This window comes from Bacillus sp. AFS031507 (assembly GCF_002584635.1).
In the GTDB taxonomy this organism is placed as follows: domain Bacteria; phylum Bacillota; class Bacilli; order Bacillales; family Cytobacillaceae; genus Neobacillus.
The window spans coordinates 243923-270179 of sequence record NZ_NUOW01000001.1; the positions used below are offsets into that span (position 1 = coordinate 243923).

General features: G+C 40.2%; 17 protein-coding genes. 2 read left to right on the forward strand and 15 right to left on the reverse strand.

The window, feature by feature from the left end; genetic code table 11:
- Positions 1 to 22: 22 nt before the first annotated feature.
- From COE25_RS01195 to COE25_RS01225, 7 genes are all read right to left on the reverse strand, one after another.
- Positions 23 to 1246: an ABC transporter substrate-binding protein gene (locus COE25_RS01195; RefSeq protein WP_098930250.1), complete on the reverse strand. Its 1224-nt coding sequence runs from the start codon at positions 1244 to 1246 to the stop codon at positions 23 to 25.
- Between the two features lie 118 nt (positions 1247 to 1364).
- A complete protein-coding gene (locus COE25_RS01200; RefSeq protein ID WP_098930253.1) occupies positions 1365 to 2390 on the reverse strand; it encodes a LacI family DNA-binding transcriptional regulator in 1026 nt (341 codons plus the stop codon).
- Between the two features lie 321 nt (positions 2391 to 2711).
- A complete protein-coding gene (locus COE25_RS01205; RefSeq protein WP_098930255.1) occupies positions 2712 to 4382 on the reverse strand; it encodes a glycoside hydrolase family 13 protein in 1671 nt (556 codons plus the stop codon).
- Between the two features lie 42 nt (positions 4383 to 4424).
- Positions 4425 to 5195, reverse strand: a complete 771-nt coding sequence (locus COE25_RS01210; protein WP_098930287.1) for a sugar phosphate isomerase/epimerase family protein — start codon at positions 5193 to 5195, stop codon at positions 4425 to 4427.
- A gap of 2 nt (positions 5196 to 5197) precedes the next feature.
- The gene (locus COE25_RS01215) at positions 5198 to 6166 is read right to left on the reverse strand and encodes a sugar phosphate isomerase/epimerase family protein (protein WP_098930289.1); all 969 of its coding nucleotides are present in this window, start codon (positions 6164 to 6166) and stop codon (positions 5198 to 5200) included.
- Positions 6167 to 6282: 116 nt separating this feature from the next.
- Entirely contained in the window at positions 6283 to 7320 is a 1038-nt protein-coding gene (locus COE25_RS01220) for a Gfo/Idh/MocA family protein (RefSeq protein WP_098930292.1), read from the reverse strand.
- A complete protein-coding gene (locus COE25_RS01225) occupies positions 7320 to 8048 on the reverse strand; it encodes a ThuA domain-containing protein (RefSeq protein WP_098930294.1) in 729 nt (242 codons plus the stop codon). Before COE25_RS01225 ends, COE25_RS01220 begins: the two co-directional genes overlap by 1 nt.
- Positions 8049 to 8504: 456 nt before the next feature.
- On the opposite strand from COE25_RS01225, the gene COE25_RS01230 reads away from it, so the two are divergent.
- The gene (locus COE25_RS01230) at positions 8505 to 9281 is read left to right on the forward strand and encodes an AraC family transcriptional regulator (RefSeq protein ID WP_088085663.1); all 777 of its coding nucleotides are present in this window, start codon (positions 8505 to 8507) and stop codon (positions 9279 to 9281) included.
- Between the two features lie 125 nt (positions 9282 to 9406).
- On the opposite strand, the gene COE25_RS01235 is transcribed toward COE25_RS01230, so the two are convergent.
- Together COE25_RS01235 and COE25_RS01240 are read right to left on the reverse strand one after the other, a co-directional pair.
- Positions 9407 to 10492, reverse strand: coding sequence for a Gfo/Idh/MocA family protein (locus COE25_RS01235; protein WP_098930296.1), 1086 nt, complete (start codon positions 10490 to 10492; stop codon positions 9407 to 9409).
- A gap of 242 nt (positions 10493 to 10734) precedes the next feature.
- A complete protein-coding gene (locus COE25_RS01240; RefSeq protein ID WP_098930298.1) occupies positions 10735 to 11784 on the reverse strand; it encodes a LacI family DNA-binding transcriptional regulator in 1050 nt (349 codons plus the stop codon).
- Between the two features lie 390 nt (positions 11785 to 12174).
- Here COE25_RS01240 and COE25_RS01245 point away from each other — a divergent pair, with 390 nt between their 5' ends.
- On the forward strand, positions 12175 to 16599 hold the full coding sequence (locus COE25_RS01245; protein WP_098930300.1) for a pullulanase X25 domain-containing protein: 4425 nt from the start codon (positions 12175 to 12177) through the stop codon (positions 16597 to 16599).
- Positions 16600 to 16677: 78 nt separating this feature from the next.
- Here COE25_RS01245 and COE25_RS01250 read toward each other — a convergent pair whose 3' ends face one another.
- The 6 genes from COE25_RS01250 to COE25_RS01275 form a co-directional block, all read right to left on the reverse strand.
- A complete protein-coding gene (locus COE25_RS01250) occupies positions 16678 to 17538 on the reverse strand; it encodes a PRD domain-containing protein (protein ID WP_098930302.1) in 861 nt (286 codons plus the stop codon).
- A gap of 56 nt (positions 17539 to 17594) precedes the next feature.
- Positions 17595 to 18995, reverse strand: a complete 1401-nt coding sequence (locus tag COE25_RS01255; protein ID WP_098930304.1) for a sucrose-specific PTS transporter subunit IIBC — start codon at positions 18993 to 18995, stop codon at positions 17595 to 17597.
- Between the two features lie 128 nt (positions 18996 to 19123).
- Positions 19124 to 20470 carry a glycoside hydrolase family 68 protein gene (locus COE25_RS01260; RefSeq protein WP_098930306.1) on the reverse strand — a complete coding sequence of 449 codons (1347 nt, stop codon included), beginning with the start codon at positions 20468 to 20470 and terminating at the stop codon, positions 19124 to 19126.
- 214 nt (positions 20471 to 20684) lie between these two features.
- Positions 20685 to 22025, reverse strand: coding sequence for a glycoside hydrolase family 68 protein (locus COE25_RS01265; protein ID WP_098930308.1), 1341 nt, complete (start codon positions 22023 to 22025; stop codon positions 20685 to 20687).
- A 26-nt stretch (positions 22026 to 22051) separates the two neighbouring features.
- Positions 22052 to 23377 carry a glycoside hydrolase family 68 protein gene (locus COE25_RS01270; protein ID WP_098930566.1) on the reverse strand — a complete coding sequence of 442 codons (1326 nt, stop codon included), beginning with the start codon at positions 23375 to 23377 and terminating at the stop codon, positions 22052 to 22054.
- Between the two features lie 340 nt (positions 23378 to 23717).
- On the reverse strand, positions 23718 to 26114 hold the full coding sequence (locus COE25_RS01275; protein WP_098930310.1) for a GH32 C-terminal domain-containing protein: 2397 nt from the start codon (positions 26112 to 26114) through the stop codon (positions 23718 to 23720).
- Between the last annotated feature and the right edge of the window lie 143 nt (positions 26115 to 26257).

Here is a 26257-nt window from a genome sequence, read left to right on the forward strand (position 1 = left end):
CCATTTCTCCATGATTGAATTATTATTTACGGTTAGCTACCTTTTCCCATTCAGTATCTAGAGTTTTCAAGTATTGATTAACATCTTTTTTCTGTGTTAGTACTTGCAATTGTTTTTCAAGGGCTACAGCAGTTGGTACATAGTGGTCAGGGAAGTCAACAACAGCACCTTTTTCAAAGCTTGCTTTTAATCCTTCTAACTCAGGTGCTTCCTGTACGATACCTGTTTTAGCTGAAAAGGCGTTTTGCTGTGTAAGATATTCTTTCATATTTTCATCACTCAAAAGAAATTCAATAAACTTTTTAGCTTCTTTCGGATGCTCAGTCGTCGCAGATTGAGCAAGTAATAAATCTACACCTGATACAACTTTTGAGTCTCCAATTGGGTAAGGGAATACGCCCACCTCAATGTTTGGATTTGCTTTTTTAATTTCTGGAATCGCCCAAATACCTTGAAGATACATAGCAGACTCACCCTTTGCAAAGGCTACGTTTCCATCGTTATACGCTTTACCATTCTGATCTTTATGGCCATATTCGAGCAGGGTTAATAGCTTTTCAGCTGCTTCCTTGTGCCCTTCTGCAAATTTCGTATCTCCCTTATCTAACTTTTTAAAGAAGTCATCTCCCTGTGTGTTTGCTGCGAGAACATTGTAAGCAGGTAAGGCTGTCCAAGCATCTTTAAAGGTAAAGTAAAATGGAATTTTCCCTGCAGCTTTAACTTTTTCCGCTGCCGCGATAAATTCTTCCCATGTTGTTGGTACTTCAATGCCTAATTCTTTGAAAATAGTTTTGTTATATATTACTGCATTGGCATTTGCTGCATAGGGAATTCCATATACTTTGTCCTGTTTTGAAATATCCTTTAACATGTCAATATACGCTGGCTGAATGTCATTTAATGTGCTGTCTTTTGAAACATCTTTAAAAGCTCCTGCCTTTGAAATCTCTGCATAGGATACATCCCCGCCCATCCCAATAACATCAGGAAGATCACGTTTGGCTACCCGTGTTTTTAATACGGTTACAGCATCCGGTGGATTAGTAACAACAATATCAATATTGGGGTTTTCTTTTTCAAATTTTTTGGCTAATTCACTAAATGTACCTTTTGCTTCAGATTTGTACTCTAAAAATTCAATTTTCACCTTTCCATTTGAACCACCTGAAGCTTCCTTACTGCCACACCCTGCAAGAACAGAAAGCGCGATCATACCAGTTGCAACTAACGAGATTGATTTTTTCATCGAGAATCCCCCATATTTTGATAGATTTTCATTTTATGAAAACTTTATTTAATGAAAGGATTGGCAGCGATTACAGAATTTGCTGATAATCACTCCCATCTCCCTCCTTGAACCCGTTTTATTGTTTTTTTCCGCTGACACTATCACGTAAAACTAATTCTGTTGGTAGAGTAACCTTCAGTGGTAGGGTTCTCCCCTTTAAACGATCATATAGAAGCTTCACAGCGGTTTTCCCCATTTCATCGCCATGTACTTTCACAGTAGAAAGACGCGGATTCATATAGGCGGCAGCTTCGATATCATCAAAGCTAAAAACCGAAACTTCTTCGGGAACCTTGACCCCTTCTTCATGCAGGGCACGAAGTACACCCAATGCCATTGGATCACTTCCAACAACAATTGCACTTGGCATCTGCCCACTTTCTACTAATTGTTTCGTTAATGAGTATCCACTGGATGGGCCCCAATCAGCTTCAAATACTTTAGCTGGGTTATAGAGCCCTTTCTCTTTCATAATTTTTTCAAATGAACTTTTCCTTGTATCCTCTTTTTCAAGCGTTATATTACTATTCACACCATAGACCATTCCTCTTCCGCCTAAATAGGCAATATCAGTATGACCAAGACCAATTAAATGTTCCAAAACTTGATGGGTAGCGCCTTCAAAATCTGAAATTACAATATCCACATTCAAATCTTGCGGAAGATAGTCTACTGCAACAATATTATTATTTTCATAGTAAATTTCTTTTAAATCTTTAATATCAACGTCCCCCATAACAATAAGACCATCCAAACCACTTAAGCTCTCTGCTGTTATGTTGCTTTTACCAACCATAAATGTCGAGGCGATATTAAAGGAATATTGATTACAGGTGTTTTCCACTCCCAGCCGTATCGACTGAAAATACGGATCAATAGTTTCATCGTTCAACATGATCAGGCCAATATTAAATGTTTCTATTGGTTTATCCGCTTTTCCACTTTTTTTTCTTAATGGTTTATAATTTAGCTCATTGACGATTTCGATAACCCTTTTCCTCGTATCCTCGGATACAGAAAGAGTAGGGTCATTGTTTAGTATTCTAGATACGGTTGCCGTTGAAACACTGGCATGCTCCGCAATATCTCTAATCGTTGCCATATACTCACCTACAACTTTATTTTGTTTAGTTAAGTTAACTAAATTTATATTAATAATATACCATGTTATACGCTTTCAATCAATTTATATTTAAAAAAAATCAATTTTTTCTAAAAATAATCAATTTTTCTTTAGTTAACGTAACTAAATAATAACCTTATGTTTACTAAAATAGAAAAAAGGTAAAATGACTAGTTCATTTTACCTTTAAAAAATACATAATATTAACTTGTTCTTTGTTTAATTATTTATTCATCATTCATTAATCCCAATATTTATAGGTCTCTCAAAAATGAGAAAAGGGGCAAATGCCCCCAAGTTTTACTTCAGTATATATACCCTTGTTTCATAAGGTTTTAATGTGAAATTTTTCGGTAATTTCTTACCCACAACTTCATAATTGTTAAGGATAAGGTCAGAAGTGGAATAAGATAAACTACCTGGGACACGAAACCTGGTTGTTTTTTCACTAAAGTTATTAATAACAAGTACCTTTTGCTTACCTAAGCTGCGAATATACACAAACAGTTTCGGATGATTCGCAGCTATTAAGTTGTAAGTACCATAAACAAACACGGGATTCTCTTTTCTTAAGCGAATCAATTTTTTATAAAATGATAAAATCGAGTCAGGATCGTTTAATTGTGACTCTACATTAATCTCCGTAAAATTTGGATTTACACCCAGCCATGTTTGATCGCCAGTAGTGAATCCTCCCATGTTAGATGAGTCCCATTGCATCGGCGTCCGAGCATTATCCCGGCCCTTTTCCCAAATAACTTTCATAATTTCTTCATGGGAACGGCCTTTGGCGGTTTCAACATGATAATAGTTAATCATGCCAACATCGTTGTAATCATGAATAGACGGGAATTGGACGTTCGTCATCCCAATTTCCTGACCCTGGTAAATAAATGGAGTCCCTTTCATTAGGAAATATAGCGCTCCTAGCATCTTGGCGCTTTCTTTCCAATACTCCCTATCGTTTCCCCAGCTAGAAACCCGTCGTGGCTGGTCATGGTTTTCGATAAATAAGGCATTCCATCCTCTGCCTTCCAAACCTGTCTGCCATTTGGTTAAAACCTTTTTTAATTTACGAACGTCAATGGATCCCTCTGCATCCTTATCCCATAAGTCTAAAAATTCGAATTGGAAAATCATATTGAAATAGCCGTTTTCTTCTCCCACCCATTGATCAGCTTCATTAAGCCCGACGCCATTTGCTTCCCCAACGGTCATGATGTCATAGTTTTTAATGGTTTTTTGAGTGAATTCTGTGAGAAACTCATCAATTCCATCGACATTCATCATTTTAGGAAAGCAAGGGACGAAATCTAAAAGATCTGGGTTAGGCATATCAGGGAATCCTGGTTCTTTTTTTATATGAGAGATTGCATCTACTCGGAAACCGTCGATTCCTTTTTCAAGCCACCAGTTGACCATATCGTATAATGCATCCCTTACCTCAGGGTTTTCCCAATTCAAATCAGGCTGACGTGCAGAGAAGATGTGCATGAAATACTGTTCTGTTTCTTTATCATATCTCCAAGCTGGCCCACTGAAAATCGACTCCCAATTGTTCGGCGCTTTTGCATCTTGGCCATCTCTCCAAATGTACCAGTCACGCTTCGGATTGTCCTTAGAGGAGCGTGACTCAATAAACCAAGGGTGTTCATCGCTCGTATGATTGATGACTAAATCCAGGATTATTTTCATTCCACGCTGATGAACTCCGTCAAGCAACTCATCAAAGTCTGCCATCGTTCCGAATTCATCCATAATATCCTGGTAATCTGAAATATCATAACCATTGTCGTCATTCGGTGATTTATACATCGGCGACAGCCAAATTACATCAATTCCTAGCTCTTTTAGGTAATCTAATTTGGCTGTTACACCTTTTAAATCACCAATCCCGTCCCCATTACTGTCCATGAAACTTCGAGGATAGACTTGATAGGCGACACTTTCTTTCCACCACTTTTTGTTCACTTGTGCACCTCAGTTCGATCAACTTTCTATACCACATTTCAGTTATTTGTTCACAAGATGGGGCAGCTTCGATTTCAAGTAATTGATGCTGATTTCAATACTTTCAAACGGCGTACGGCGGCTCATATCCTGTTCGACCACCCACCACTCTACACCGGCTTCTTCTCCGGTAGTAAGTACTGCTTCAAGATCAACGCCACCTGTTCCAAGTTCTGCAAAAAATTGTTCTTCATCCGTGGTCATGTCTTTTAAATGAATGAGCGGTGTTCTATTTTTATAACGATTGATCCATTCAACAGGTTTTTCACCGGCTTTAGTCAACCAATAGATATCAAGTTCAGCTTTTACCTGGTCGATGCTTGTATCATCAAAAATGGCTTCTAATGCCATTCTTCCATCCGACAAGCGCTCTAGTTCAAAATCATGATTGTGATAACAAAGGGTAATACCTTCTTTTCGGCATATTTCACCCGCATGATTTAATAAAGAAATAAGCGCTTGATAATCCTGTTCGCTTCGACGATCTGGCATCAAGTAAGGGCAGACAATATACTTACTTCCTAATATTTTCATATCCTCAATCACTTGAGACAAATTGGTTTCCAATTGTTCAAGCGGGACGTGGCTTGCTGCAGTGCGAAGGCCAAGCCCATCTAATAACGTTTTAACTTCTTTCGCTGTTAATCCACCATAACCAGCGAATTCCACTCCATCAAAACCGATTTCTGCTACTCTTTTCAATGTACCCGCAAAATCTTTTTCACTTTCTTCCCGTAAGGTATACATTTGGACGGCAACTGGTATGTTCTTCATCATTACACCCACCACATTTGCGAGACTGGTTCCTCAATTAGGATCGATTTTAAATTGGTTACTGCCCGATTGAACCCTTCGTTAATAGACATAATTGGGTCTTCATGTTCAATGCTGACCACATAATCATAGCCATAGGTTCTTAGTGCACTCATCATGTCGGACCATTCTTTAAGGCTATGTCCACAGCCAACCGAACGGAAGGACCAAGCCCTCGTTTTCACTTCTCCATAGGGCTGCATATCCGTTAATCCATACATATTCACGTTTTCCTGATCAATGTATGTGTCTTTTGCATGAAAATGATGAATCGCATTTTCTTTTGCTAAAATTTTAATCGCTGCAACGGGATCAATTCCCTGCCACCATAGGTGACTTGGGTCTAAGTTAGCGCCAATGGCATCACAGGTTTCCTCACGCAGCTTCAAAAGTGTATATGGTGTGTGGACTAAAAAACCTCCGTGTAGTTCAAGTCCTATTTTCACGTTGTGCTCTTTAGCAAATTGGCCAACTTCCTTCCAATAAGGAATCAGTTTTTCTTCCCATTGCCACTTTAACACGTCGCCATATTCATTAGGCCAAGGTGTTACAGGCCAATTTGGATATTTCGCCCCTTCATGATCTCCTGCTGTTCCTGAAAAACAGTTAACAACCGGCACTTCGAGAAGCGAAGCAAGTTTAATCGTTTTTAAGAGTGTTTCATGCGAGTTTTGAGCAAATTCTTTTTCAGGAGAAATCGGGTTTCCATGACAGCTGAATGCACTGATTACCAGTCCGCGTTCCTCTACCTTTTGGATATACTCACGTCTAGCCTCTTCACTTTCCAATAACCCATCTAAATCACAGTGGTTGTTTCCAGGATAGCATCCCGTTCCGATTTCAACTGCATGTAGTCCGGCTTCTTTAACTGTATCAAGCATTTCCTCGAATGATTTTTCAGCAAATAATACGGTAAAAACTCCAAGTCTCATAATGAATTCCCCTCTCTATAACTGCTCTTAATACAATTGATTCTTGATAGGTTGTAGACATCAATAGAGAGATGGAGGCCCAGTATGGTCCACCACCCTTTATATCTAACGCAAAATTAGGATAGCTCGCTCACTTTAACAATTTGTTTTGTTTCACTTGATTGAAGGGCTGCTAAAATCACCTCTAGAGATTTTTTTCCTTCCTCACCAGGAACAGGTGTCTCTTGATTATGAATAACAGCATCTACAAAATGGTTGATTACATGTGTAGTACGTTGGCCGCCCGAATCATTCGACTGAATTTTTCCAAGCTGATAATTTACGACTTCACCGTTGGCATATTGAACGACAAGTGAATTAGTTGGATCATCCTCTAACCGTAGAATGGCTTTTTCACCATAAATAATCGTTGAATTATCTTCCTTACTGACATAAGCCCAACTTGCCGCAAGTGTTCCGATAATCCCGCTTTCTGTTTTTAATACACAAACAGCATTGTCATCGACATCAGCAAATTCTTTGGCACTTGTTTCAACGAAAGAACCAACTTCGGTAATTTCTTCACCTAGTACATATCTCAGTAAATCAGTCTTATGGACACCTAAATCGCCCATTGCACCAACGAAGGCTTTTTCTTTTTCAAAAAACCAGCTTTCTTTCCCATCTACACTCCATCCCTCGGGACCGCCATGCCCGAATGCTGTGCGGAAACTATAAATTTTGCCGATTTCCCCGCTTGCAATCAGCTGACGTGCTCTTTGATGAGAAGGGACAAAACGCTGATTATGAGCAATCATTAACTTCTTGCCACTTTCTTTGGCCGCGGCAATCATTGCTTCGGCTTCCTGTTTAGAAGTTGCCATTGGTTTTTCACAAAGAACATGAAGGCCGGCATTTAAGGCAGCAATCGAAATTGGGGCATGAAGATAGTTTGGTGTACAAACGCTGACTGCATCAACCGTTCCGCTGCTTAATAACTCTTCATAGTTTGTGTAAGCAGTGACATCATATTTCTCTGCTATTTCCTTAACCCGGCTTTCATTGATATCACAAACAGCCACTAGCTCTACATTTTGGTTCGCTTTATATTCAGGTAAATGACGATGCTGGGCAATACTGCCACATCCGATTACTCCAACTTTTAACTTTTTCATTATTTTTGTCCCCCTTTGATTTGTTCTAGTGGTTTCGCATTTCCATAAATGGGACGTTCCCTTTTGACAGGTGCCGCCCATTTTACCGCATTGATAATTACACGTTGAATTTGTTCGCTATGGTAGGTTGGATAGGTTTCGTGGCCCGGTCTGAAATAAAATACTTTCCCATTTCCACGTTTATACGTACAGCCACTGCGGAATACTTCGCCGCCTTCAAACCAGCTCGTAAAAATAAGTTCATCCGGCTGAGGAATATCAAAATGTTCCCCATACATTTCTTCTTTTTCTAATTCAATATATTCAGAGATTCCTTCTGTTATCGGATGGCTTGGACTCACAACCCAAAGTCGTTCTTTTTCATCTGCTTCCCGCCATTTTAAATCACAACTGGTGCCCATTAATGTTTTAAAGATTTTTGAAAAGTGGCCGGAGTGGAGAACAATCAGCCCCATACCATCTAGTACACGCTGTTGAACTTTTTGAACGACTTCATCTTTCACATCTCCATGTGCTAGATGTCCCCACCAAACTAATACATCAGTAGCAGCTAGCACCTCATCGGTTAAGCCATGTTCCGGCTCATCAAGAGTAGCTGTTCCTGCTGTGATTCCTTCTGCCTGAAGGAATTGGGCGATCGTGCCATGGATCCCAGTTGGATAGATATCTCTAACGACCGGATTTTTTTGTTCATGACGATTTTCATTCCATACCGTTACTTTCAACATGATGAACAACTCCTTATAGTTGAATACTTTACAGTTAATTTTAGAGATTAATAGAATTTATGAAACGGCTTACATTGACAGATAGGGTGGAAAATATTGAACCTAATAATTCTTTGACGTTAAATTAAAAACAATTTAGGTGAGAAAAACCCAGAATAATTAAATAGTCCATTTATAATTGGTTTGTGATAGATTCCAAAAGAGCTCAAACTCTATCACAAATATTAACAACTATCTCGCTTATATATCTTTATATCAGCCTTTGCAACAACATCAGGCCAACTTAGTTTCAATCGTCGGCAAATTGTCGTACTTAAAACTTGCATCCCCCACTTTCTTGGAACATTACTTATTTGATTACATCTTATATTGTATATCTACAAATAAACATAGATGATATAATTAAAACATCTACTATTTTGCTATTTTTCTATTTTGTTAGAATAGAGGGAGCTTATGACGACGAACATATTTTTTTGCGGCTATTCCTTTCACACAAATGGATATCATTCTCAACATAAATCCGGATACCCTTCGTATCTTTTCAGACTGCAAACAGAAGGTCTCTGCGAAGTAGTCGTGAAGGGGAGAAAAATGGAACTCGCGCAAGGAGACCTACTGCTCATTAAACCTGGGGATCACTATGAACTGCTTGTCAAAGAGGGGCAAAACAGCGGGGATTATCACTTAGTTTGTGAAGGCGCGTGGATGGACGAATGGTGGAGCCGTTCTGAAAAGCCGGATGTTTCCCGAATCGAATTGGATGAAAAGTTGTTGACCTTATGGCGCCAGATCATGATTGAAAAACGCCGTCCATCATCCAGCCAAAACGAAGAGCTCTCCGGCTATTTGCTGCGAGCGCTCTGTTTATCTCTGGAACGGGCTATCAGCGAAACCGGCCGATCCTTCAGTCACCCGTATACGGTGACACGGATGATGCGTTACATTGAGGAGCATGCCACGATCGCCTTTAAAGTGGAGGATGTGGCGAAGCATGCTGGGCTCAGCGTCTCAAGGTCCGTTCATCTATTCAAAAGCAGCGTTGGGAAAACGATGATGGAATACGCGCAGGCAATCCGCTTATCCTCGGCCATTGAGCGGATGAAATACACTACACTGACACTTGAACAGATTGCTGAAGACTGCGGCTTCGGAACCTATCCTTACTTTCATAAGGTATTTAAAAAGAAATACGGCGTTGCTCCTGGTGCGTACAGGCGGATAGAATACTAGATTAAATGTTTTCCTATACATGTAATGTTTTAATAAAATTAGAAAAGCTAGAAATCACTGAGTTTCCCACTTCACATCAGTATTTCTAGCTTTTCTATTATTTGATACAATCCTATTTTATATATCTAAAATAGGATTTTCCCGTCCATTACCCTATCAAAGTCTTTGATGACTTCGTTTGTCTCTGCTGATTTAAAAATCGTTTCCATCAATTGTAAAACACGCAAAACTTCCTCATTTTTGATGATTGGTTCTGCTTTTCCTTCAACTACAGAAATCACATTGTCATAAAAGCTTTCCATCGACTTATCTACTTTCGGTAAATCCGATGTACTGACAGCTTTTTCAGACGGAGGTGCCATCGTTTTCGTCAACCCTTGCCCGGCTTTAATCGGTTTCGGGGCTTCTACCTCCACTCCCCGATTTTGCGTCACAATTTTACCGTTAATATCCCAATCATGGATGACTGCCGTTCCTGTTGTTCCTTTTGCGTACCACCGCGGCAGTTGAATGAAGTTTGTTGTTCCCACTTCCACTAAAGAGGTGATGCCGTTTTCAAACGTGATAAACACTTGAAAACCATCGTCTACTTCGTTCCCTAAAATATAACTTAAATTGGCATAGACACTCGTAATCTTACTGTCGATCATAAATAGCAGTTGATCTAGTAAATGGACACCCCAGTCCAGCAGCATCCCCCCGCCATAAGCCTTCTGATGGCGCCAGTCTCCCGGAATCCCGTTTGCTCCTTGTACCCGTGATTCAATATGAAAGACATCTCCGATAATCAGTTCATCGTATACTTTTTTTATCGTTAGAAAGTCTTCATCCCATCTGCGGTTTTGGTGCACAATAAACGCTCTGTCATTCATTTTTGCAGCCTGCATAATTTCGATTAACTCTTCACTGTATATAGTGACCGGCTTTTCACAAATTACATGCTTTTTGGCGTTTAAGGCTGCGACTGCGATTTCTTTATGCACATCGTTAGGAGTGGCGATAAGAACAAAATCAACAGAATCGTCGGTTAAAACAGCAGTTAAACTTTCATATACCTTGTATCCATCAGCCAAGGAAGCGGCTCTTCTTTCCTCCAGAATATCATAGGTTCCAATTACATTTATGTTTTGGTTTTCTTTGAGCAGCTTTCCATGATAGCTTCCCATACCACCGTAACCAACTATAACTAAATGATAGTTTCTATTCGTCATTTTTATATCTCCTTTTTTTGCCATCATTTTCTCTATAGGTTTTCTTTAATTCTCACTCCTGCTTGTTCAAAACATTACTTATTTGATTACATCTTATATCTTGGATATGCAAATAAACATAGATAATATAATTGAAATATCTATTATTTTGCTATTTTTCATTCTTCCTTCAAAGTTCAATTAACATGTTATATGACCTTTCGCCCATTTTTCGCAAGAATAAAAAAAGCACTCGGTGCAAATCACATCGAATGCTTCGAATCGCTTATAGGAATTTGGTGACTGCATGATTGACGTTCAACCAATTGATGAGGAATGATAATCCGCTTGGTTGGTTCTGTCCGATCTTCGATTAGTTGAATCAAACTCCTCGATGCTTGATATCCAAGCTCAAAAATATGAATATCCACTGAAGTTAAGGGTGGTTTGGACATTTCTGCTAAGAGGACGTTATTAAAACTAACCACTGAGATTTCTTCCGGAACCCTGATTCCCAGCTCATCTAATGTACTAAGTACACCTAGTGCCATTAAGTCATCAACTACTACGAGTGAAGTTGGGCGTTGCTCAAGTGCCATTAACTCACTCACCGCCTCTTGACCGCCTTCCCTTAGGAATTCCTCATGAAGGATATATTCATTTTTTATAGGAATGTTTGCCTTTTTTAAAGCCTGCCTATACCCATTCAAACGGTCAACCGTAACCATTAGTTCTGGGTTCCCTCCAATAAAAGCAATTTTCCGATGGCCATGGTCTATTAAGTATTCAGTAGCTTCTCTCATGGCACGAACATTATCATTATCAACATGTGTGATTTCTTCTGCATCTTTAGAAGGTTTTCCAATAACAACAAAAGGAAAATCCCTTCCTCTTAAGTACGAAATGACTTTATCCTCCACCTTGGAGTTAAGAAGAATCATGCCATCTACTCTTTTCCCTTGTACCATATTAATAACTGCTTCAAGTGTTTCCTTTTCTAATTTCCCTGTTGTCATTTGCAAAGCATATTTTTTTTCACGGGCCCCCTCACTTATTCCCTGTAAAATAGAAGGGAAAAACGGATTCTGAAAAACGACATCTCCAGAACTCGGCATGACAAGCCCTATTGTTTGGGTTGATTGACTGGCAAGACTTCTGGCATTTTGGTTAGGATGATACCCTAGCTGCTCCATTGCCTTTTTAACTTTTCGTTTCGTCGCTTCACTTATTCGTGAATTATTGGCAATGACTCTTGAAACAGTGGATGGGGCGACATCTGCAAGCTTTGCCACATCCTTAATGGTAACAGCCATTTCTTCACCCTCTCATTCGAAGTTAATTGATTCTACTACTAATTTTAATATAATAGAAACGGTCATTTTTGTATATTCCATCGATTTTACAGCACTTACATTTACGAAATCGGTTGCACAATCCACCCTTTATTATAAAGTGTTTACAACCAGTTATACAGCTAAAAAATAATGACTTCCCGATTTTGGTAATGATGTATCAGAAAATTTAGATTTTTTTCTCGTTTTCTATTGAATTGTGCTGAGAAAAAGATATAATAAATTTTGGAAGTGATCGCGCAAACGTTTGCACACTAATACAGTCCTCTTAGTATCTTACATACGGCTTTTTTGTGCAACTACATGCAAACGCTTTCCTAGATTAATAGAGTTAGGGAAAGGAGATTTTTCATGAAGAGAAATCAGAGAACACTGCTGTCGCTTGTTACCATAGTTGGACTAATTCTTCAGTTATTTTCTGGACTTGTGACAAGTCAAACAGCCAAAGCGGCAGAAACAACACCAAAGCAGGTTGTACTTGTTGGAAGTCTGCAGGCAGTTTTAGGAAATTCAGGAGATTGGGATCCATCTTCTGTTAAAACGCAAATGGATTACCAAGGAAATGGTTTGTATAGCCTTACTGGCACACTGCCGTCAGGGACATATGAATACAAAATCGCCATTGGAGGAGGCTGGTCCGAAAATTACGGAGACGGCGGCGCGCCTGGTGGAAACAACATTAAACTAACTCTGACCGAACAAAAAGAAGTCACCTTCTACTACAATGACAATACCCATGCCATTGCTGATAGTACCCATTACACACTTTTAAATGAGGACAAAAAGCCCCGCTTAGTAGGAACCATTCAACCTGTCATTCACGCAGGGACTGCATGGAGTCCGGCAGACTCAACAGCATTAATGGAGGACACCCATTTTGATAACGTCTATTCCTTTACTGCAAAGGTACCTAGAGGCAGCTACGAATACAAGATTGTATTGGGCAAGGACTGGACGGAATCCTATCCTGGTTCAAATGAGAAGCTGAATGTACTCTCTGATACGACAATCACATTTTTCTATAACAACCAAACAAAAGAAGTTTATTCAGATTATAAACCTATTGGATCTGATGGCATGATAGATAAGAATGCTCTTTATCATGATTCATGGGACCAAGTATACCGGACGCCGTTTGGGGCAGTTCCAGCAGGGAAACCTGTCACCTTCCGAGTATCGGCTAAAAAGGGTGACCTGACCAGAGCCAGCCTGTATGTGAAAAACTATAGTACAGGCACAACAAAGGTTCTTTCAATGAAGAATACAGGCTGGTCAGACACAAAAGACAAAGGTGCCATTGAGTTCTGGGAAGCCACCTTTACACCGTCTGACAAAGGAGTTCACGGCTATAAATTCATTGCCGGGGATCAGGATACAACAGTGGAATACGGAGAAGACACACAGGAAGGGCATACCGGTAAAGCGGAGGATAAAAATGCAGGACTCTTCCAATTGACCGTTTTCGACCCGGGCTATCAAACACCGGATTGGATGAAGGAAGCTGTTGTTTATCAAATATATCCGGACCGTTTTTATAACGGCAACAAAGCAAATGACCATGTAAAGGATCAGATTGGAGCCCGAGGCAGCCAGCCAATAGAACATCCCGACTCCTGGTCATCCTTGCCGGATAATCCATATGAACAAGGCACTGGCTCCTACACAGGGGACGGAGAATTTACAAACGACTTCTTTGGCGGCGACATTGCTGGTATTAAGGCGAAGCTTGATTACCTTCAATCACTTGGCGTCAATACCCTATATTTAAACCCAATTGCACTTGCACCGTCCAACCATAAATATGATGCAACAGACTATAAACAGGTGGATCCGATGTTTAGCTCGGAAAAAGAATTCGAGGATTTCGCCAAGGAATTGTCTAAACGGAACATGCACCTGATTTTGGACGGGGTATTTAATCATGTGGCTGATGATTCCATCTATTTTGACCGCTACCACAAATATAAAACAGTGGGTGCCTATGAATACTGGTCTCGTATTTACGATTTAATGAATAACGAAAAATTGTCTGAAACTGCTGCTAAGGATAAGGCCAAACAGCAACTCCTGGCTGAAGGACAAACCTTTAGCCCATACGGCTTTGAAAACTGGTTCCATATTGAAAATGTTAAAGTTCCAAATGAAAAAGTCAACAGTGTTTCGACGGGTGAGCATTATAAGTATGAAGGCTGGTGGGGATACGACAGTCTTCCTGTATTCGAATCCGTTAACGGCACAAAGGTTGACCATCCAAGTGAACTTAACAACACAGCATTGGCAAATTATATTTTTTATGACAAGGACTCAGTAGGAAAAACTTGGATTAATCGAGGTTCATCTGGCTGGCGCCTGGATGTAGCTAATGAAGTGGACAGTTCCTTCTGGCAGGAATTCCGCAAGCAAATGAAGTCCAAGACTATGATAGGAGCCGGAAAAACACTTCAAAAAGAAGAAGAGCCACTTATTCTAGGTGAAATTTGGGATGATGCATCCAAGTACTTCTTAGGGGATCAATATGACTCAGTCATGAACTATCGTTTCCGCGGAGCCATTTTGGATTACTTAAAGAACGGTAATGCCGCTAATGCACAAAACACCCTTCTCGCTATACAGGAGGACTATCCAAAGGAAGCTTTTTATGCCCTCATGAACCTGATGGGATCCCATGATACAGCTCGGGCAATCTTCCTGTTAGGCAATGGAACGGATACGTATTTCAGAGCGGAGCAAGATCCGAACTACAAATACGATGAAGGTGTGAAGCGATTGAAGCTGGCTTCTATCCTGCAAATGGGTTACCCTGGAGCACCAACCATTTATTACGGAGATGAAGCGGGTCAAACAGGATCCAAAGACCCTGATGACCGACGCACATATCCGTGGGGGAACGAAAACAAAGAACTCATTGCACACTATCAAAAGATTGGTCAAATTCGCAAGGAAAATGCTAACCTATTCGCTCATGGCGATCTGCACCACATATACGCAAAGGGTGATGTGTTAGCCTATGTCCGGACAAAAGAATCAAAATCCGGCCTTGTCATTATCAACAGAGGGAAAACCACACAAACAGTTGATATCGATACAAAAAAGCTGCTCGCGAATGGTCTTCGTTTTATGGATCAATTGGATCCTAAATATGTGACTACAACGAAAGATGGCAAGCTGTCATTAACAGTTCCTGCAGAATCCGGAAGAATGTTAATAACAGTTAATGAAGTTAAACAACCGCAGCCTGTTAAAGAAATTACCGGCACAGCTGGTTCTAAGGAGGTTACTTTAAGCTGGACAGGAACAGGTACAAAATACAATGTCTATCAATCTACTGTTTCAGGTGGATTATGGACAAAAGTGAAGGAAACAACAGGTACATCTGTGAACATTTCCGATTTAAATAATGGTCGTACCTACTATTTTACTGTGACGGCCGTGAATGAAAGTGGGAATGAATCTGTACCAGCTGCCTTATCCGGCCTTGTGCCTCATTACGATGCTGCAAAGGCTAGTATTAAGGAACTGACTACTTTAGAAAACGGGGAATTGAATCTGGCGCAGGCCTCCAATGTTAAAGCCGCTTTTTACCTGGCAGGTGCAACTGAAACTGGTGCAGCAGAAGGAATTACGGCCGAGCTTCAAGTAAGAATGAATGGCCAAACCACTTGGACATCTTACCAAGCCCAGTATAATGGCCAGGCTCAGGGAGACCAGGCAAATGAGTTTCAGGGAAGCTTTACAGCGTATGAGGTGGGAACATATGAATACCGAATGGCCTTTACGCCGGATTTAGGAAATACATGGGTTTACTCAATTACTGGTGAAGTAACCTTTTCACACAGCACATCTGATACTACCCCGCCTGCTAATGATGTTACTTTGGACACTCCGATCAAGGAATCCGGTCAGGTCAACTTGAACTGGAAACTCACGCAGCCGGATCAGCCATTTAAAACGGTCATTTACCGTGACGGGCAAATTCTTTCAACATTGGACGGCAGCTCCGCCGCCTTCCGTGATTATCAGGTGGCAAATGGAACTGCCTACCAATATCAAGTACGTGTCTATGACCAGGCTGGAAACTATGTGGAATCCAACAAGGTAAGTGTAACCCCTGAAATTGTTATGGTACAAGTAACGTTTAAGGTTCATGCGCCGGATTATACACCTTTAGCAGCGCAGGTCAATATACCAGGCAGCTTGAACGGTTGGAATACTAGTGCCTGGACTATGGGCCGTAATGGCGCTGTGACACCTGATTGGGAATACACAGTGGAGCTTGAAGAAGGAACTGAGCTTACGTATAAATATACGAGGGACACTACTTGGGATCATGAAGGGTTAGCAGATCATACGCCATCCGATCATTCGGATGACGATATCAGTAACTACGGCTATGGTGCCGCAGGAACCGATATGAAAATTGTGGTCACCAACCAAGGGAACAACAAAATGGTTGTACAGGATACCATTCTGCGCTGGATTGATATGCCGCTGGCAATCAGCCAAATCGATATCAATGGATCAACTATGACTATAAAGGGGAATGCAATTAAGGGAGCTGACCTCACTATCAATGGGGAAAAAGTGACAGTCGGAAATGATATGAATTTCACTCAATCCTTTACCCTTCAAGCAGGACAGACACAAGTACCTGTTCATATCGAACCAACTGACTCCACAAAGTCCACCATCTTTAAAGAGGACGGCGGTTCTATTAGCAAGAATACAAAGAACTATGTCATCGATGTCCTAACAAAAACGATAAGCGAGACCAAGTAAGTGGTCATCGAAAAGGTCTGCCGGAATCATGGCAGACCTTTTTTGCCGAAAGTTAAGAAAAGCGACTTGGTATTGACATCAGCTTTCACATCTGTTGTTTCCGCATAAAGCTCGATTATAGAATCTTTGAATATGCATGGAAATATACAATAACTCTGCATCAGGATATTTTATCCGGTATTTCCCTTCCAAAAATTGGCCAACCTCTTGTGCGCAGGCAAATGCTTCTTTAAAATTTTCCTTGATCATCGAAGCCATTTTTTCATCATAGTCATGGTTCGTCCCATCTGATAATAGACTTTTGAGCGAAAATCTTAAATGGGTAATTAAACGTTCATAGGACATCGTATCTTCCACAATATTGATATTTAAACAACTTTCAATTATTCTTGTAATTTCTTGAATAGTCGTAGTGATATCAATCGTTTCCTGCATATCTCCTGCATTCATCCTAGCTGTATGGATATGCATTGCAATATTACCTACTTCGTCTTCAGGAATTTCTACTCCTAAGTTTTCTTTGATTAACGCCTTTGCCCAAAGTCCTATTTGAAACTCCTTTACATAAAGAATTTTAATTTGATCAAGTAGCGCATTTTTAATGGAAATGCCATTTGTTAATCGTTCAATTGCAAATGATAAGTGATCACAAAAAGCGACATGGATATGCTCGTTTATCATGACACCCAATTCCTTTTCTGCATAAGTGATGATCTCTTCTGCGATTTTCATATGCTCTTCCGGTAATAATTGTAATATTTCTTCGAATTTTTTATGCTCATTTGAATCCTTTATGACAAAAACTTTATCAATTTTAGCTTGATTCACCAGATCATTCTTTCTTTTCTGGAATCCTATTCCTTCTCCCATCACGATCTTTTCTCCGTCTATGTCTTTCACTACAACCGCACTATTATTTAAGATTTTGTTAATTCTCATCTCTTTCACCTTCCTCTTTAGCTCTTGCATTAACTGTGATTTTAATCTTAACTACTTTATTCGGCTTCTTCCTTCACCCAAAGAATCAAAGTAGCTATGAATGCTGTGATTACAGAGATACCAAAACCAATAAGGTAATGCAGTAAATTTGAAATCCCTAATGGAGCTACAATAGCAATCATTGGAATACCTGTTAAGCCATAGGAATTTGCTACTACATGAGTAAGAACCACATACGCTCCTCCAAAAGCACCTCCTATTGCTGCGCCTATAAATGGTTTGAAAAGTTTTATATTAATCCCAAAAATAACTGGTTCAATAATACCTAAAAATGCTGAAAAAGCTGAAGGGATGGCAATTTTTTTCAGTCTCTCATTCTTGGTTTTAAAAAATACGGCTAACCCCGCTCCTCCTTGAGCCATATTGGCCATAGACCAAATTGGCAATAAAAAGTTAACGCCTATCTTTGGATTTGCAAGCAATTCCATTTCAACTGCATGTAAAGTATGATGCAGCCCCGTTACCACAATGAGAGAATATAAGCCGCCAAATAAAAATCCGGCTATTACACCTCCAGATTGATAGATAAGCTGAAACGTATTTGTCATCATGTCACCGATGAATAATGAGATCGGGCCTATTACTAAAAGTGAGATAGAACCAATACATATGATGACTAAAAATGGGATGAAAAATAGATCTAATGCACTTGGTACAATTTTTCTCAAGCGCAATTCGAGCTTACTCATAAAAAAGACAGAAATTAATATCGGTATTACGGTTCCCTGATACCCTATTAAAGGAATATCAACCCCTAGAACCTCCATATATTCCGGCACTTTATATCCAAGCTTGGCAGGATTTAATAGCGAAGGGTGAGTTAAAATTCCACCTATCACTGCACCCAGGGTTGGATTTCCTCCAAATTCCTTTGCTGCACTAAAACCAATCAATATTGGCAAAATAATAAAAGCGGCACTTGAAAAGATATCCAGCATTTTCATTATTGAGCTTTCAGGCGGTGCCCACTGAAACACCTTGATCATACCTATAAGTCCCATTAGTAAACCACTTGCAACAATAGCTGGAATAATCGGAACAAAAATATTGGACAAGGTCCTGGCAAATCGAATAATAGGATTCATTCTCACCTTTGGCGGTTCTGCAGGAGAGATGCCAGAAACAGGAGTTGGCTTTGTTTCAAGAATTGCCCTGTATACCTTATTTACAATTCCGGGGCCTAAAATAATTTGGAAAAGTCCCATTCGGGAAAAGGTCCCATGTACACCATCCATTTCATCTATTCCAGCTTTATTAACCTTGCTCTCATCTTGAAGCTCAAAACGCAATCGAGTCGTACAATGGGTCATATTCATAATATTTTCTTTACCGCCTAATAACGGTAATAATTCTTGCGCAATATCTTTAGCTTCTTTCCGTTCGTCTTGAATGTTCATCTTCCACCTTAAATTTATGAGTTGTCTGTATCACATCATGTTGTATATTGTTTTTAGGTAAATAATGACAAAATGTTTTAAGAATGCACAGTGGCGTTCAGTAGAAAACTGAACGCCACAACTGTGTCTTATTTAAAAACCCCTTGCTTCTTTTCATGAACAATCTTTGTTTCATCCCGTGTGATCGATAGTTTTAAGGACGGTGCCAGCATTCCGCCGAAATGCTCCATTTGATACTCCGGTGATTGCTCGCCAACTTCATACATATCTTTACTGTCCACATTAACATAATTCACAAAACTCGTGACAGTGCCATTCGGCATAACCATCCAGGAATATGCCTGATACGGATTATCGGTTGGATTTGCAATAACTAGTCCACTATTATTTAACGGATGATAGCCTCCAAAGAGAGAGTCTGAAGTAAATCCATATAATCCTTCCGGTGCGTCAAGACCGGGTGCAAATTTCTCCCTGTGTGTTTTCGTAAAAAGATAGTAGCTGTTTCCTTTTACGATTACACTCGGCCGCTCAAGTTCGTCATTGACATAATTTGCTTCTAATAAGGGCGGCAGTAATTCAAATTTAGATAAATCCTTATTGGTTGCTTTGGCAATTCCAATGCTGCCATTAAAAGCTTTGGAACCCTCAGGGTTTACATGGTTTACACGAAACTCTTCGGAACCAATATATTCAGGTTTTAATGGACGATCTTCAAGCTTTCCTGCGGAGTTCGCTTCAAATAAAAGATATTCTTCCCCAGTCTTTGGATCCTGAAAAAAATACGGATCACGGAACGCATAAGAAGATTCTTCATTCCCTGTTTGTTCCTTTGTTTGATAGTATTTACCATCTGCCTCAACAATTATTTCATGTTTGGACCAATTCTTAAATGTCAGACCGGTGTTTGTTGTACGAATATCTGCCGTTGCAGTTGCCAGCCGCTGATCATAGCTTAGTTGAGCTTCATTTTTTTGCCCTGTTGCTGTGTAAAAAATTTGTAATCTCCCATCTCGATTAATGATGGATGAGCCAGCCCACTGTCTGGATCCCAATGCATCTCCATCTTTAAAAACGGGACCACCCGACACCCAGCTCTTTCCGTCTTTTGAATAGAAATATTGAATTTGAGCTAGATCATGGCGTTTTCCAGGAAGGACATCCTTCGGTATCGATAGGGCGAAAATAATTTTAAAACCATTTACTACAGCTGGATGACCGTTCAAATCCTGCAATGGCCATGCATCCCAAATATAATAGTCTGATGAAAGTTTAACGAGCTCATCTTTATTAAATGTCGGAGCTGTATTTTGCTCATTGATTGTTAGAGTGCTAACATTTTCTCTGGTCCAGTTGAATGTATCTGCATTTTCTTGGGCAGAAACGATTGGACCAACAATGGGTATGAAGATAATAAAAAGTCCGATAATAGCTATTATGATAGATTTGCTTTTTTTAACTTTGTTCCATTTCATGAAAAGTGTTCCCCCAAATGCCTTCTTACTTTTGCTTTGTTAAAAACTTTGTTGATTAACCATAAATTTCAAGCGCCGATTAGAGCTCAGGAACCGGTACCATGGGCTCTATGGACCCTTAGTGACCAATTCACATCGAAGGAACCGGTTCCACAAGCGCTTATACGGTCTCTTAGTGAGCGATTGGAGCGCGGGAACCGGTCAAATCATTTCCTTATTGTTTAATCCAGCCAGGGCTTAACTCTTTTGCTATTTTTGTTGTGTCGCCTTTGATTGATAGCTGTATCGTTGGCGCCAATGTGCCTCCAAAATGGCTAAATTGGAATTCTGGTGATTGGTTTCCAACATCACCAATTGACATGTTGCCTAAATCGCCAAAATGAGCAAACCCGACGACATTCAAATTAGGAAGGACAAGCCATGAATACGCTTGGTATGGGTTTCCTTGAGGATTGGCTAAAACCAAACCACTCTTATTCAGCGGCTGATAACCACCAATCAAGGTATCAGAAACAAATCCATACATCCCTTCAGGTCCTTGCAGCCCCTCAGCATATTTATTGATATGGCTGTCAGTAAAGAGATAATATTTTTTATCTTTTACTACAATATGCGGGCGTTCCAATTCTTCGTTGACATAATTTGCTTCCAAAAGAGGAGGCAGCATTTTAAGTTTAGAAGGATCACCATCCACTACCTCTGCGATACCAATGTTCGCATTGGCATGAACAGCTCCCGCAGGTACCGGGTTATTGCTTGTATACTCGGAACTTCCGGCATATTCTTGTTTAAATGTGCGCTCCCCTACAGTACCGCCTGAATTTCCTTCAAATAAAATATATTCCTTATCGGTTTTTGAGTCCTTAAACCACATCGGATCACGGAAAGCGTAGCCGCCGCCTTCGCCTTGCTGAGCTTGTTCCTTCGTCTGATAATATTTACCGTCCGGCTCTAAAATGATCTTGTGTTTGCCCCAATTTTCAAAATGAACTCCATTGCTATCAGCAATAATATCACCGGATGCCTCAGCAATGCGCTGCTCAAATGTCAATCGCTCTTCCCCTCTATGGCCAGTTGCCGTATAGAAGGCATGAATTTTCCCATTATCGACCATGGCAGATCCAGCCCATTCGCGAGAACCTAATGAAGCTCCTTCTGGGAAAAGTGTCCCGCCGAGAGTCCAATCCTTACCATTTTTCGAGTAAAAATAGCGGATTGTTGCAATGTCATGTACTTTTCCAGGAAGCACATTATTTGGAGCGGACAGGGCAAACATCACTTTCCAGCCTTTTACTGAAGCGATATTTCCATCGCGATCCAACAGGGGCCACGTGTCCCAAATATGATAATCTGGTGATAATTTCTTAAGCTTGCTTATATCCGTATAAGGCAGGGTATTATCTTGATTAAGTTCAATTTTTGAGACCTGTTCCCGTGTCCAATTTGTCGTTTGCCCTACGTCTTCTGCTTTTACAGAAACCCCGGAAAAAGTTGAGGCTATAACACTCGCCGCCAAGACGATGGCAGAAACTGCTTTCTTATTCATAACGGTCATCCTTCTTTCTCCTTTTCGAGTTATCATTAGCGATTTGCCCCAAATGGTTTAATTTCGCCCGCTTTACCTTCTTTTACAACTTCAGATGTTTCGCCATTCAGCTTCACTTTTAGAGTTGGGGCGAATGTACCGCCAAATTTCACATTACCGTTCTCATCTTTCGGCTCGTTAATAAAGCTGATTACCTGCTGGTCTGGAAGAACCATCCAAGAATAGGCTTGATAAGGGCTTTCCTTTGGATTCGCAATCACAAGACCACTTTCATTCATTGGTTTATGGCTGCCGAACAGTCCTTTACCAACAAATCCATAGACACCATCAGGACCAGTCAGGCCAGGAGCATACGTAAAGGTATGGCTGATGGTAAATAGATAATAATCATCTCCGTTTACGACCATGTGCGGACGTTCCATCTGGTGATTGGTTCCAACCGACTCAAGCAATGGCGGGAGAAGCTTTAATTTGGTTACGTCTTTGTCAAGTACTTCTGCGATCCCGATATTACCGTTATACAATTCGGCTCCTGCAGGAACGGGATGAGTTTTGCGGTATTCTTCATCCCCGATATTTTCCGGTTTGATAAAGTCTCTATCGCTTCCAGCTTGTCCTTCGAAGATAATATACTCTTTGCCTGTATTCGGATCCTGGAAGAAGAATGGATCACGGAATGCCGTAATGATCGGACTATTCGCTTGTGCAAGTGTCTCGTAATATTTTCCATCTGCTTCAAGAATGACTTGATGTTTCCCTTCATTGGTCAGATGAACCCCGTTTTTATCCGTATGAATATCAAAGGTTGTCTTCGCAATCCGCTGTACGGCTCTTTTATCCCATCCATTGTTATCCCAATTTGTTTTTTCACCGGTTGCCGTATAGAATAAATGAACTTTTCCATTGTCATCAAGCATTGCTGTTCCGGCCCATTGCATATGCCCCAAGGCTTTATTATAGTCATAAGGGATTCCTGCGTACGTCCAATCTTTGCCGTTCTTGGAGTAGAACATTCCAATTCTTGCTTCTGTATGGCGCTCACCCCATCCTAAAGAACGCGGTGCTACCAATGCAAAAGCCACTCGATAGCCATTGACAATCGCCATTGAACCATCTCTATTTTGTAATGGCCATGTATCCCATACCCATTGATCAGGTGCTACAAGATCAAAATCAAGATCAATTTTCGGTGCTGTTGTTTTGTCAGTAGGCGTTACTTTTTCTGCTTGCTGACGTGACCAGATAGATGTGTAATCTGAACTGATTTCCGCTGCAAATGCTTGTGTTACGGACAGGCAATTGACAGCAACAACGGCTGTCAAAACCAGCTTTTTCAATTTCGATTTGTTACGAGTTTTCATTTCCATTTCCCCTAAATCCTCCATTTTTCGCGGGAACATTGTGTCCGTTAAGAATTTTTCGTCTATTCAAACTAGTTAAAATCCTTTCTCAGAGAACAAAAAAAGACCTAAAATGTACAAGGGTACGTCTACCAAAAAGGTACACTTCGCCCTTCATACACTTTAGGTCTTGCCTGCTTTACCAGTCACAATCCCGCATAATTTTGTTTACAGGGAACATTATATTCTGTTCGACATTTTCCTACAATAGGATAATATACTCTTAATTTCATTAGGATTTACTAGTTATATTTTCATATAACCAATACAAAACTCATTAGATAGAGTTAAACCCGTAAGGCTAATCTTTCTCTCCTTCAATGGCTGTAGCCATACTCCATACCCTCATCAAACGTATAAATGGTTCTCCATCCACTCCAAATACTTCGAGTCCTTTCGATTGATCCATTATTGGAAATACACGGGACGAAATACTTATTTCATTATTGACGTATGCTTCAACAATCGATTTATCAACAAATAGGCGTACCCTTAAGATATCGTCTTCAAGGTTTAGCGCACCACCTTGAATTCCCTTTTCAATTTCAGGATTTTTACTTGAACGCTGGCGGTCAATATGAATGGTTTTCCTTTCATTATCATAAAAAATACTGGTTTCTTCCTGTTCATTTGGGTCTTTTAATATTTTTAAACCGGCTGCTTTCGTATTGGAAACATCGAATTCCAACTCGATTTCGAATTGATCGCTTTTGATTTTTCGAAGCTGTTTATTTGCTTCATCCATTGTAACATTTTGGGCGGATGCCAGTTCTTCTCTTCGAAGTGACTGCACCTCTTCAATCGGACGAATTCCAAGAGTTTGCTTATCATTTAAATAGATTTCGAGCGGCAGCCCAGTCCCATGTGCCCATCCTGATTGATATTTTTCCTTTTCCGAACGCCTGTCTTGTAAAATACTAGTTACGATGGTACGTCCTTTTTCATCTGTAAAACCTTGTGCTCCTGTAAAATGTTCACCATAATCAAACATTTTAGGATCCTCGTGATCAGGGAGAAACTCCAACCGTTCTGGGTCCCAGGTCCCAATCCAATAAAAGGTAAAGCGGGCAGCATCTGGGCTAGGGGACATAAAATAAGGACTAATCATGAATACATATTTTTGTTCACCAGTCTCCTTGTTATTAATCGGTACTAAAAATGGGAGTTCCCATACATCTCCTGTACGAGGATATTTCACTTTATCACCAATCATAAGTGGTTTTTCATACTTCCAGTTTTCTAGATCTTTGGAACTATAGAGTAAAGCTGTTCCACCAGCTTTTTCCACTCCTGACCCAACAAGCTGATACCATTTGTCTCCATCTTTCCATACGTAGGGATCACGAAATTGTCCAAACAATACCTTTCCTTTTGGTGTTTCCATATTTTCCTCTTGTACTGTTACAGGGTTAGAATTCATGGTCCAATGTTTTAAGGTTACATCATTTGCCTCTTCTGGCCGTGCCATACCAGTCATTTGATTCGGCTTCATTTCATCGTGTCCTGCTGTGTAAAATAATACTGGTACTCCATTCTTATCATATGTGGCACTGCCGGACCATACACCGTCTCTTGCTGCAGTTCCCTCTGTTGGACTTAAAGCAACGGGACTATCTTCCCAATGAATCATGTCTTTACTTGTAGCATGTCCCCAATGAATCTGATGCCAAAAAGGACCAGCTGGATTAAACTGATAAAATAAATGGTATTTTCCGTTATAATAAATCGGTGCATGTGGTTCATTCATCCAATGCTGTGGAGCAGTAAAATGATAATTAGGACGATAGCGGTCTCCTTTATAAACCGTTCGATCAAATGAAGTATCCGGTATCGGCAGTTTATTGTTCCAGCCTTTAATGGCTTCTTCATAGTGTCGTTTAATTGATTCATTACTAAATGCTTTGTTGTATAAGGAAACATTGTCCATTAATCCATTAAACATATTAACTTGGAAAACCTCAGACACAGCGACTGCCTGATTATGTTTTCCAACAAGTAACGGCGTATGAGCTGCTGGTGTAAACTCACTATTCGGAGGCACTGCTTGTTCTTGAATGAGTACACCGTTTAAATAAAGTGAGACTTTAGTTGTTTCTTTATCAAATTGTGCAACAACATGAGACCATTGATCTTTCGGCAAAATTTTCCCTTCTGGCGACCAAATTTCCTGCCATTCCCCGTTTATGGCAAGCTGAAACGTGATATATCCATGCCGTCCCATTCCGAGCATAAATCCCTGTTTATTTCCTTTATCCTGTTGATTGATAATCACGGAGGGCTGTCCATTGTCGCCCCATTCATAGGCTCTCGGGGCAACCCATGCTTCAATGGAAATAGACCCAGCTGGGTTATGAACCTTTTCTGAAGGAATTTCCAGCCAATTGGAATATCCATCAAATAATAATGCTATACCACTAATGCCGGTTTTCCATTCCGGATCTGATGTTAATGCATAATGAATAACAGACGACACAGATTGAGCATGATCACGAGTGACGTTACCATCCCCTTCATCAAATCCCCACTGATGGAGAGCACGATTACTAAGCACCAGGTCTAAAGGTTGATCCTTCTTTTGATTGATATTGGTTGTTTCTAATCTGGTGTTCACCTGTTTTTTGATTAAAACTCCTGTAATCGACAGGAAGCATACTGCTAAAACAAGCAGCCGTATCCATATAATCCTCTTCTTTTTCATCTTAAAAACTCCTTATCTAGTGCAGTGTATTCAACCTTAATAACAAAAAAAGACCTAAAATGGGTAAGGACATATACACAAAGGTACATTCTGTCCTTAACTCATTTTAGGTCTTGCCTGCTAACCAGTCGCAATCCTGCAAT